The organism is Streptomyces sp. NPDC005899 (assembly GCF_040629645.1).
In the GTDB taxonomy this organism is placed as follows: domain Bacteria; phylum Actinomycetota; class Actinomycetes; order Streptomycetales; family Streptomycetaceae; genus Streptomyces.
This window is the reverse complement of the sequence record NZ_JBEXWB010000216.1, coordinates 1-10920: the sequence shown is the minus strand read 5'-3', so window position 1 is coordinate 10920 and position 10920 is coordinate 1. Positions and strand designations below refer to the sequence as shown.

The window sequence follows — 10920 nt, the reverse complement described above, 5'->3', positions numbered from 1 at the left end:
GTCGTCGAGGCCGTGCGGACCGCCCCCGAGCCCGCCCCGCTGCCCGCGGACGCCTGGTACACCGAACCGGCGGCCGACGGCACCGGCACCCGGCGCATCGTGCGCGGTGTCGACGCCCTGGTCGCCGCGGGCGCCGACACCCTCGCCCTCTTCTCCGAACTCGGCGCCCCCTGGGCGCGACCCAGCGAGGTGAGCACCACGTGACCACCACCCTTCTCACCTGTGCGGGACGCCCCGTCGGCCGCTACGGCTACGGGTCCGGGACGGACGGGCGCCCCTACCTCCACCCCGTCACCACCCTCGCCGGCACCCCCGTGACCGAGGAGCGCCCCGCCGACCACATCCACCACCTGGGGGCGTCCGTCGCCGTCCCCGACGTGGCCGGCCACAACTTCTGGGGAGGCAGGACCTTCGTCCGCGGGCAGGGCCCCACCGCGCTCGACAACCACGGCCGCCAGCGCCACCTCGGCTGGAAGCTCCGCGACCCGGACGGATTCGTCCAGGAGCTCAGCTGGGAGGCCGACGGGACCGAACTCCTGCGCGAACACCGCACGGTGGCCGTCGGCGAGCTCTCCGACACCGCGTGGGTCCTCGACTTCTCCTTCTCGCTCACCAACCGCGGCGCCACCGCCCTCTCCATCGGCAGCCCGGCCACCAACGGCCGCCCCGGCGCCGGATACGGCGGCTTCTTCTGGCGCGCCCCCAGGGAGGCCGCCGCCCCCGCCGTGTTCGGCCCCACCCGTGAGGGCGAGGAGGCGGTGCACGGCGCACCCGCCGACTGGCTGGCCCTCGCCGGTCAGGGCTGGACCCTCGTCTTCGCCGGGGCGACCGAGGAGACCCGGCGTGACCCGTGGTTCGTGCGGACCACCGAGTACCCGGGGGTCGGCTCCTCCCTCGCCGCCGACCGGCGGCTGACCGTGGAGGCGGGTGACACGGTGGTGCGGCGGATCGTCACCGTCATCGCCGACGGCCACCTCGACCGCGACGCGGCCGCCGCCCACGTCCGCAAGGTGGTGACCGCGTGAGCGGCCCGCCGGCGCCGCGCACCGCCGACCTCGGGGACGGCACCTACCGCAACCCCGTCCTCGACGCCGACTGGTCCGACCCGGACGTCGTGCGGGTCGGCGAGGACTACTACCTCACCGCGTCCAGCTTCGGCCGCGTCCCCGGACTCCCGCTGCTGCACTCCCGCGACCTGGTCAACTGGACGCTCGTCGGCCACGCCCTCGACAGGCTGGAGCCCGCCGCCGACTTCTCGGTGCCCCGTCACGACTGCGGGGTGTGGGCACCCTCCCTGCGCCACCACGCCGGCCGCTTCTGGATCTTCTGGGGCGACCCCGACCACGGCATCCAGCAGGTCAACGCCGAGGACATCCGCGGGCCGTGGACCGCCCCGCACCTGGTCAAGGCGGGCAAGGGGCTGATCGACGCCTGCCCCTTGTGGGACGAGGAGACGGGCGAGGCCTACCTCGTCCACGCCTGGGCCCGATCCCGCTCCGGCGTCAAGAACCGGCTCACCGGCCACCGGATGAGCCCGGACGGGCGCGAGCTGCTCGACGAGGGCCGCACCCTCGTCGACGCCGACACGATCCCCGGCTGGTTCACGCTGGAGGGCCCCAAGCTCTACCGGCACGACGGCTGGTTCTGGATCTTCGCCCCGGCCGGGGGAGTGGAGACGGGCTGGCAGGGCGCCTTCCGGTCACGGGAGTTCGCCGGCCCGTACGAGGAGCGGGTCGTCCTGGCCCAGGGCCGCACCGACGTCAACGGCCCGCACCAGGGCGGCTGGGTGCGGACGGCCGCCGGTGAGGACTGGTTCCTCCACTTCCAGGCCCGGGGCGCCTACGGCCGGGTCGTCCACCTCCAGCCGATGCGCTGGGAGGGCGGCTGGCCGGTCATCGGCGACGAGGGTGAACCCGTCCTCACGCACCGCAAGCCCGACGCCGCCGAGCAGACCGTCGAAGCACCCGCCTCCAGCGACGACTTCCCCGGCGGGCGCCACGGCAGGCAGTGGCAGTGGACGGCCAACCCCCGGCCCGGCTGGACGGTCGAGCACGCGGGCGACGGACTGCGGCTCAGCTGCGTGCGGACCGCGTACGCGCACGACCTGCGGGCCCTGCCCAACGTCCTCGTGCAGCGGCTGCCCGCCGAGGAGTTCACCGCCGAGACGGGCCTCACCCTGCACAGCGGCGAACCGGGGGCCAAGGCCGGCCTCGCCGTCCTGGGCGACGCCTTCTCGTGGATCGGCCTGGAGACCGGACCGGACGGGGTGGCCCGGCTCGTGCACCGGTACGCCGAGACCGTCGCCGAGCACGAACGGGACGCGGCACCCGAGCGCCCCGCCCCCGGCTCCCACGTGCGGCTGCGCGTCGAGGTCACCCGCGGCGCACGCTGCCGCTTCCACGCCGACACCGGCGACGGGGCCGGCTTCCGGCCCTCGGGACTGGTCTTCGCCGCCACCCCCTGGCGCTGGGTCGGAGCCCTGCTGGGCCTCTTCGCCACCGCGCCCGACGGCACGGGACCTTCCGGCACGGCCCTCTTCACCGCGTTCCGCACCAGCCGCTGACGGCACACCCACAGACACCCCCACGGACGTACGGACCGCGGCGACCCCCACGGGCGTACACACCAGCACCCCCACCCGCGACACCAGTGATTCCACCGAAAGCACCGAGAGAGAAGAGCCGACGATGACCATCTCGAAGACGCAGCGGGGGCGTGCCGCGGCTGCGGTGTCCCTGACGGCGGTACTCGCCCTGACGGCCACCGCGTGCGGTGACGACGGCAGCGGCAGCGGCACCGAGGGCAGCGGCAAGGGCGAGATCACCTTCTGGGACAACAACGGCGGCCCGCGGACCGCCGTCTGGACCGAGATCATCAAGGACTTCGAGAAGAAGAACCCGGACATCAAGGTCAAGTACGTCCCGATCCCGATCGCCGACGTCCAGTCCAAGTACGACACCGCCATAGCCGGCGGCGGCCTGCCCGACGTGGGCGGTGTCGGTACCGCCTACCTCGCCAACATGGTGTCGCAGGAGGCCCTCGAACCCCTCAACAAGCGGCTCGAGGAGTCCCCGCTGAAGGGCAAGCTCGTCGAGAGCATGGTCGAGAGCGTCACGGCCGCCGCCGGCCGGGGCGACGACATGTACTCCATGCCGACCTCCGCGAACAACGGCGCCCTCTGGTACCGCACCGACCTGTTCGCCGCCGCGAAGCTGGACGCGCCCACCACCTGGCCCAAGTTCTACGAGGCCGCCGAGAAGCTCACCGACGCCAAGAACAACAAGTTCGGGTACACGATCCGCGGCGGCGCGGGCTCCATCGCCCAGGCGCTGGACGCGATCTACGGCCAGACCGGCATCACCGACTTCTGGGACGGTGAAAGGACGACGCTCAACGACCCCAGGAACGTCGCCGCGCTGGAGAAGTACGCCGGCCTCTTCAAGCGGACCACGCCCGCCGCCGACGTCAACAACGACTTCACCAAGATGGTCGCGCAGTGGGACACGGGCACCATCGGGATGCTCAGCCACAACCTCGGCTCCTACCAGGACCACGTGAAGGCCCTCGGCGAGGACAAGTTCGCCGGCATCCCCGCCCCCATCGGGGAGGGCGGTACCCGGGTGCAGGTCTCCAACCCCGTGGACGGCCTGGGCCTGTTCCGCAGCAGCAAGAACAAGAACGCGGCCTGGAAGTTCATCGAGTTCGCGGCCTCGCACGAGTCCAACAGCAAGTGGAACGAGTCTGCGGGGGCCATCCCCGCGAACACCGAAGCGGCGAAGGACCCCTGGATCGCGAAGTCCGAGCCGACCGCGCTCGCCGCGAAGGCCCTCACGGACGGCTCCACCAAGATCGTCGACCTGCCGTACTACCTGCCCGACTGGAACAACATCAGCAAGGCCGACAACGAGCCGGAGTTCCAGAAGGTCCTGCTCGGCAAGACTACGGCCAAGGCGTTCCTGGACAAGATGGCCGACGAACTGAACACCGCCCAGAAGGAGTGGACCGAGCTGGGCAACGGCTGACCCGCCGGCCCGCTCACGGCCGGCACCCCCGTGACCGGGGGACCGGCGGCGGTCCGGGTCGCGCCCCGCCGCCGGTCCCTCTCCCCACCTCCCGCGTCCACGCCCCCCGAGAGAGGAAGATCCCCCTGTGCCACTCACCCGCAGACAGACGGCGGCCGCGATCCTCGCGCTGCCCCTCGCCTTGGCCGCCACACCCGCCGCCGCGCACCCGGGCGGCGGCCGGGGCGGGCCCAGGCCCCGGACACTGCACATCGCGGGCGACTCGACGGCGGCCCAGAAGTACGCCGACGCCGCGCCCGAGACCGGCTGGGGCATGGCCCTGCCCTTCTTCCTCGCCCACGGCCTCACCGTCGCCAACCACGCGATGAACGGGCGGAGCTCGAAGAGCTTCGCCGACGAGGGCCGCCTCACCACCCTCCTGGACGGTGTCCGCCCCGGCGACCTCGTCCTCGTGCAGTTCGGCCACAACGACGAGAAGACCGAGGACCCGGCCCGCGGCACCGACCCGTACACCACGTACCAGGAGTACCTGCGCCGGTACGTGCAGGGGGCCCGCGCCCGGCGGGCGGAACCCGTGCTGCTCACGCCGGTCGAGCGACGCCGGTTCGCCGCCGACGGGACCGCCAAACCCACCCACGGCGAGTACCCCGCGGCCATGCGGGCCCTGGCAGCCGAGGAGGGGGTCGCGCTGCTCGACCTCCAGGCGCTCTCCCTCGCACGCTGGCAGGAGCTGGGGCCGGACGCCACCCTGGCGTACTTCAACTGGCTGGAGCCCGGGCAGTCGCCGAACTACCCCGACGGCAGGCAGGACAACACGCACTTCCGGCCCACGGGCGCCGTCGACGTGGCCCGGACGACGGCCCGGGCGCTGCTGGAGGCGGGTGTGCTCACCCGGCGCGACCTGCGCCGGCTCGACGATCCGGTCCACGAGGCATGGATCACCTGGCCGCAGGCCTGACCCTCCGCCCCGCCCCACCACCCGGCACGAGGTCCCTCCCGCCCGGAGCCCGCGCCGTGCCCGGCACGGCACGAGCCCTCCGGTACCGCACGCCCCCCGCACCGCATGACGTCCGCACCGCACGACGTCCGACGCGGTGCCCGGCCCGGCACGCGCCCCCGGGCACCGCACGTCCCCCGCACCGCATGACGTCCGCACCGCACGACGTCCGCACCGCACATGTCCCGCACCGCACGTCTCCGAACGACAGTCAGGAACTCGCCATGCCCGCACGCATGTCTCATGTCCGCGCCATCGCCGTGGTGGCGGGCTGCGCCTCACTGGCGCTGGCCGTGACCGTCCCCGCCCAGGCGGCCCCCCACCACCGCGGCAAGGGGATCGAGCGCGCCGTCCTCCCCTCGGGCGACGGCTGGGCCGCAGCCGACGGCTCCACGACGGGCGGCTCGCAGGCCACCCCGGACCACGTCTACACCGTGACCAACCGGGCCGAGCTCATCGCCGCCTTCAAGGACGCCGGTGACGCGCCGAAGATCGTCCGGATCGCCGGCACGGTCCACGGCAACGCGGACGTCGACGGCACCCCCATCGGCTGCGAGGAGTACCAGCAGGGCGGCTACACGCTGGAGAAGTACCTCGCCGCCTACGACCCGGCCGTCTGGGGCACCGACGCCGTCCCCTCCGGCCCGCTGGAGGACGCCCGCGCCGCTTCCGCGAAGCTGCAGGCGGCCGCCGTCAACGTCAACGTCCCCTCCAACACGACGCTCGTCGGTGTCGGGAAGGACGCCACGGTCATCGGCGCCAGCCTCCAGGTGAAGAACGTCTCCAACGTCATCGTCCGCAACATCACCTTCGAGGACACCTACGACTGCTTCCCCCAGTGGGACCCGACCGACGGGGACCACGGCGCCTGGAACTCGGAGTACGACAACCTCGTCGTCCACGGCTCCAGCCACGTCTGGGTCGACCACAACACCTTCGGCGACGGCGACCGCCCCGACGCCGCCCAGCCGCACTACTTCGGGCAGGTGTACCAGCAGCACGACGGCCTCTTCGACATCGTGCGCGGCGCCGACCTCGTCACCGTCTCCTGGAACGTCCTGAAGGACCACGACAAGACGATGCTCATAGGCAACAGCGACGGCGCCGGCGCGAGCGACCGGGGCAAGCTCCGCGTCACCCTGCACCACAACCTCTTCAAGGACGTGAAGGAGCGCGCGCCCCGCGTCCGCTTCGGCCGGGTCGACTCGTACAACAACCACTTCGTCGCCACCAAGGGCGCGGCGTACGGCTACACGTACGGCATCGGGGCCGAGTCCGCGCTGGTCGCCGAACACAACGCCTTCACCGTGCCCGCCGGCTTCGACAAGGCGACCATCCTCAAGAAGTGGTCCGAGTCCTCCCTCACGGCGGAGGACAACTACGTCAACGGCCGCCGGACCGACCTGATCGCCGTGCACAACGCGGGCGTGCCCGCCGAGCAGCTCACCGAGGGCGCGGGCTGGAAGCCGGCGCTGCGCACCGAGGTCAGCCACCCGCTCCTCGTCCCGCTGCTCGTGCACCTCGCTGCGGGAGCCGGCAAGCCGCTGGGCCGCTGACCCACCCCGAACCGGCCGGAGCGGCACCGCACGCTCTCCACCACCCCGGAGAGCGCCGCTCCGGCCCTCGACCGCACCCCGAAGGAGTACCGCCATGTTCAGCCGCCGCAGCGCCCTCTCCCTGCTCGCCGGTACGGGCGCCGCCCTCACGCTCGGCGCCGCCCCCGCCGCCTCCGCCCGCCCCGCCGGTCACCCGCCCTTCGGCCGGTACGGCTCGCCGGCCCGCCGCCTCGACGCCCGGACGCTGTACGTCGACCCGGAGGGCCGGGGCGACCACACCGGCGTCCAGTCGGCCGTCGACGCGGCAACCGGCACGGGGCACACCCTCGTGCTCGCCCCCGGGGTGTACCGAGGGACCGTCACCGTCCCGGCGGCCCGGACCGGCCTGACGCTGATCGGCGCGAGCGGGGACCCCCGCGACACCGTGATCGTCCACGGCAACGCGGCCGGCACCCCCAAGCCCGACGGCTCGGGGACCTACGGCACCTCCGGGTCCGCGACCACGACCGTCCAGGCCGCGGACTTCACCGCCCGGGACCTGACCTTCGCCAACGACTGGCTGCGCGCCGACCACCCCGGGTACACCGGCACCCAGGCCGTCGCGATCAAGGTCATGGGCGACCGGTCGGCGTTCCACCGCTGCCGCTTCCTCGGCCACCAGGACACCCTGTACGCCGACTCCCCCTCCCTCACCGCCTTCGCCCGCCAGTACTACCGCGACTGCTACCTGGAGGGCGACGTCGACTTCGTCTTCGGCCGCGCCACCGCCGTCTACGACCGCTGCCACTTCCGGACCCTGACGCGCACGGACCTGGCGTCCGCCCCGTACGGCTTCGTCTTCGCGCCCAGCACCGCCAGAGCCAACCCGCACGGTTTCCTGGTCGTGCGCTCCCGGGTCACGAGCACCGCCCCCGACGCGTACTACAAACTTGCCCGCCCCTGGGTGCCGTCCTCCGACCTCACCGCCCACCCCATGCTCACCGTCCGCGACAGCCACCTCGGCGCGGGCATCGACGCGGCCGCGCCCTACGGCACCATGTCCGCGGGCTTCCCCTGGCAGGAACAGCGTTTCGCCGAGTACCGCAACACGGGCCCCGGCGCCCGTGTCACCGTCCCCGGCGACCGGCCTCGGCTGAGCCGTTCGCAGGCCCGCTCGCACACCCCGGCCCAGTGGCTCGGCGACTGGCGCCCGTACGCGTGAGTCCGGGCCCCGCGGCGGCCGCGTGGGCCGCGGGCGCCTGAGCAGGGGCTCGTCCGACGGCCGCGGATCACCTCGGCCCAATGACTGTACGGGCACCGGCGCTGGGTGTACGGTCTCGGGCCGATGGGGTTTGGGAGCGCTCCCATCCTCCGGTGCCCGCCGGGTGCGAAGAGGGCCGTGGGGAACCGTCCTGCGGCTCCCCGCGCGCGACCCGCCGACGGGCACCGGCCGTACGGGGTCCCCGCCCCGCCGGATGGGAGCGCTCCCGCCACTTCCTCGCTCCCCCTACCCCGGAGGCACACGTGCGCGTCCTTCTCCCGCGATTACTGAGCCGGCCCGTGACGGCGGTCCTCACGGCCGCCGTACTGACGGCGTCCGGCCTCACCGCCCTGTCCGCGAGCGGCGCGATGTCCGCGAGCGCCGCGGAGCCCGGCTGCCGCGTCGACTACACAGTGAACCGGTGGGCCGACGGCTACACCGCCCAGATCAAGGTCACGAACCTCGGCCCGGCGCTCACCGGCTGGCGCCTGAACTGGACCTACACCGGCGACCAGCGCGTGACGTCGGCGTGGAACGCGACCGTCACCCAGTCCGGCGCCTCCGTCGTCGCCGTCGACGCGGGCTGGAACGGCACGCTGGCCACGGGCGCCGCCGCGGAGTTCGGCCTGCAGGGCACCTCGCGGTCGGCCGGTTCCACCCCGGGCGACTTCGCCCTCAACGGCGTTCCCTGCGGTGGCGACGGCACACCGCCGACCACGCCCCCCACGACCCCGCCGCCCACGACCCCGCCCCCCACCACCCCACCGACCGGCGCGGACTGCGGCAAGGCGGTCGTCTGCTCGGACTTCGAGAACCAGGCCGGCCCGGCCCCGTCGGGCGACTGGAAGTTCACCGCACCCGACTGCCAGGGCACCGGCACGGCCGTGATCGACACCGCGGTCGCGCACAGCGGAGGGAAGGCGCTGCGCGTCGACGGCCGGGCCGGCTACTGCAACCACGCCTTCGTCGCGGCCACCGCGGACCTGTCCTCGGTCGGCCCGGTGATGTACGGCCGCCTGTGGGTGAGGCACACCACCGCCCTGCCCTCGGCCCACGTCACGTTCGTCTCCATGCCCGACACCTCGCAGAGCGGGCGGAGCCTGCGGGTGGGGGGCCAGAACGGCGCCCTCCAGTGGAACAGGGAGAGCGACGACGCCACGCTGCCGGCGCAGAGCCCGGCGGGTGTGGCGCAGAGCCGGCCGCTGCCGACGGGCAGTTGGCAGTGCCTGCGCTTCGCGATCGACACGAGGGCCCCGGGTCTCGACACCTGGCTCGGCGACGGGCTGGTCCCGGGACTGCACGCCGACGGCGTCCCCACCCAGGACATCGACCAGCAATGGCTTGCCCGCACCACCCCGCCCCGGCCCACCGCCCTGCGGTTGGGCTGGGAGAGCTACGGGACGGGTGACGACACCCTGTGGTTCGACGACGTGGCGGTCGGCTCCGAACCCATCGGCTGCTGACGGCAGGCCGCCCCGGCGCCCGGACCCCTTTCCGGGCCGGGTGCCGGGGCGGCCCGTTCCGCGGCTCAGCCGTAGATCAGGTCCGACGCCGTGTAGCGGCAGTACGTGCCGTCCGGGCCGCTGCCCGTCTCCTTCGGCTCCGCACCGGTGTTGTTGCCGGTGTAGCGGACGCACGGCTTGATCTTCTTGCCGCTGTCCCCGTGGATGCGCACCGAGCGCAGCGCTGCCGTGTCCCCGTAGTTGGTGTTGATGCCGACCAGGGACTTGCCCGGCGCGGTCACGTCGACGTCGTCGACGATGATGTCCCGCCGGTACTGCTTCGAGCAGTTGCCGCACGAGCGGACCAGCTTGCCGAAGTCGGCGACCTGGAACTTCGTGATGACCAGCTTGCCCGCGCCGTTGAACTGGAAGACCTTGTCGGAGGCCTTGCGGGCCCCGCCGCCGTACACCGTGTACACGGAGGAGGCGGAGGTGCCCTTGAAGGACGCGGCGTCCTCGCCGACGTCCTCCCACCAGACGTTCTGGAGCGTGCAGCTGCCGGAGCAGTGGATGCCGTCAGCGGCGGGCGAGCCCAGGATGACGTTCTTGAGCGTCGCCCCGTCCTTGAGCCTGATGATCGGGTCCTGCCCCTCGTCCTGGCCGCCGTCGCCGAGGTCGCCGCTGCCGTAGAAGCGCTTGAGGCCGCCGTCGTACGTCCCCGAGACCTCGATGGTCGACGACACGGCCTGGGTGCCCTTGGCGCTGGGCCAGGCGGGCACCGCGGCGGCCGCCGCGCCGGCGGGCTGCAGCATGACGTCGGTGGCCAGGGCGGCGCCGGTGAGGCCCAGTGCCGCGGTCAGCGCGGCGGCCATGCGGCGCCTGCCGGGCCGGCGCCGGTGTGTACGCGCTCGTGCGCTCATGTGGGGTGTTCCGTTCCTCGGTGGTGGGGGAGTGTTGCGCCCCTTGGTCGCCACCGCCCGGCGAAGGGTTGCCGCGCCCGCGACTGTTTCCGTCCGGCGGGCTCAGGGCGACGCCGCGAACTCCCCGGTGGCCGAGACCTTCTCACCCCGGGTCACCCGGGCCAGCGCCGTGTAGCCGTCGTGCCCGGCGTCTCGGGTCCCCTCCGTGTGGTTGTACTGCCCCGCGAAGGTGTGCGTCCCCGCCCGCACGCCGCGTCCCGGCTTCAGTGTCCACCGGTAGACGAGGAAGGCGCCCTCCTCGCGCACCGAGACGTCGAAGTCCTCCTCGGGCAGCGAACGCCAGGAACCGGTGCTGTTCACCCCGCCGTTCAGCGCGATCCGCAGCTCCACGGTGAGGGCCGACAGCGGCTCCGCCGCCTCCACGGTCACGTTGCTCTGCGCCCAGTAGCGGTTGCTGTGGGGGTCCACGACGCCGCCCGCCCGCAGCGGCCACCGTCCGGCGGGCGGAGCACCGCCCGGTGAGGGATCCGCGGGCGGCTCCTGGACCCGGGCCGGGGAGGTGGGACCGTCCGCCACCCGCGTGCCCGCCGTCTCCTCGCGGCCGGCCGAGGTGACCGCGAACGCCCCGGCCGCCAGCACCCCGCACACCGCGGCCGTCGCCCCCACGACCCGGAGCCACGGCAGCACCGCGCGCGGGCGGGGCGCGCCCACCGGCGGTTCACCCGCCGTGCCGCGCGCCATCC

General features: G+C 73.5%; 9 protein-coding genes and 1 pseudogene. 8 read left to right on the top strand and 2 right to left on the bottom strand.

The window, feature by feature from the left end:
- The 8 genes and pseudogenes from ABZ371_RS21925 to ABZ371_RS21890 all read left to right on the top strand — a co-directional run.
- Positions 1 to 204: pseudogene (locus ABZ371_RS21925) on the top strand (gfo/Idh/MocA family oxidoreductase); the annotation flags it as partial.
- Positions 201 to 1025, top strand: coding sequence for a PmoA family protein (locus ABZ371_RS21920; protein WP_358682272.1), 825 nt, complete (start codon positions 201 to 203; stop codon positions 1023 to 1025). The pseudogene ABZ371_RS21925 and the gene ABZ371_RS21920, both read left to right, overlap by 4 nt.
- The gene (locus ABZ371_RS21915) at positions 1022 to 2563 is read left to right on the top strand and encodes a glycoside hydrolase 43 family protein (protein WP_358682269.1); all 1542 of its coding nucleotides are present in this window, start codon (positions 1022 to 1024) and stop codon (positions 2561 to 2563) included. The genes ABZ371_RS21920 and ABZ371_RS21915 overlap by 4 nt, the downstream gene beginning before the upstream one ends.
- 124 nt (positions 2564 to 2687) lie before the next feature.
- Positions 2688 to 4022, top strand: coding sequence for a sugar ABC transporter substrate-binding protein (locus ABZ371_RS21910; protein ID WP_358682266.1), 1335 nt, complete (start codon positions 2688 to 2690; stop codon positions 4020 to 4022).
- Between the two features lie 127 nt (positions 4023 to 4149).
- Complete coding sequence (locus ABZ371_RS21905) at positions 4150 to 4980, top strand: rhamnogalacturonan acetylesterase (RefSeq protein ID WP_358682263.1); 831 nt, start codon at positions 4150 to 4152, stop codon at positions 4978 to 4980.
- Positions 4981 to 5243: 263 nt separating this feature from the next.
- The gene (locus tag ABZ371_RS21900) at positions 5244 to 6575 is read left to right on the top strand and encodes a polysaccharide lyase family 1 protein (RefSeq protein WP_358682260.1); all 1332 of its coding nucleotides are present in this window, start codon (positions 5244 to 5246) and stop codon (positions 6573 to 6575) included.
- Positions 6576 to 6669: 94 nt separating this feature from the next.
- On the top strand, positions 6670 to 7776 hold the full coding sequence (locus tag ABZ371_RS21895) for a pectinesterase family protein (RefSeq protein WP_358682257.1): 1107 nt from the start codon (positions 6670 to 6672) through the stop codon (positions 7774 to 7776).
- Positions 7777 to 8078: 302 nt separating this feature from the next.
- Complete coding sequence (locus ABZ371_RS21890) at positions 8079 to 9278, top strand: cellulose-binding domain-containing protein (protein ID WP_358682254.1); 1200 nt, start codon at positions 8079 to 8081, stop codon at positions 9276 to 9278.
- 65 nt (positions 9279 to 9343) lie between these two features.
- Here ABZ371_RS21890 and ABZ371_RS21885 read toward each other — a convergent pair whose 3' ends face one another.
- Both ABZ371_RS21885 and ABZ371_RS21880 read right to left on the bottom strand, forming a co-directional pair.
- The gene (locus ABZ371_RS21885; RefSeq protein ID WP_358682251.1) at positions 9344 to 10177 is read right to left on the bottom strand and encodes a pectate lyase; all 834 of its coding nucleotides are present in this window, start codon (positions 10175 to 10177) and stop codon (positions 9344 to 9346) included.
- Between the two features lie 102 nt (positions 10178 to 10279).
- Positions 10280 to 10920, bottom strand: a 641-nt coding sequence (locus ABZ371_RS21880) for a hypothetical protein (RefSeq protein ID WP_358682248.1), incomplete at its 5' end; no start/stop codon positions are given.

Coding starts and splice junctions, on each gene's coding strand:
- ABZ371_RS21910 (WP_358682266.1), top strand. CDS start 2,688: ATGACCATCTCGAAGACGCAGCGGGGGCGTGCCGCGGCTGCGGTGTCC.
- ABZ371_RS21895 (WP_358682257.1), top strand. CDS start 6,670: ATGTTCAGCCGCCGCAGCGCCCTCTCCCTGCTCGCCGGTACGGGCGCC.
- ABZ371_RS21900 (WP_358682260.1), top strand. CDS start 5,244: ATGCCCGCACGCATGTCTCATGTCCGCGCCATCGCCGTGGTGGCGGGC.
- ABZ371_RS21885 (WP_358682251.1), bottom strand. CDS start 10,177: ATGAGCGCACGAGCGCGTACACACCGGCGCCGGCCCGGCAGGCGCCGC.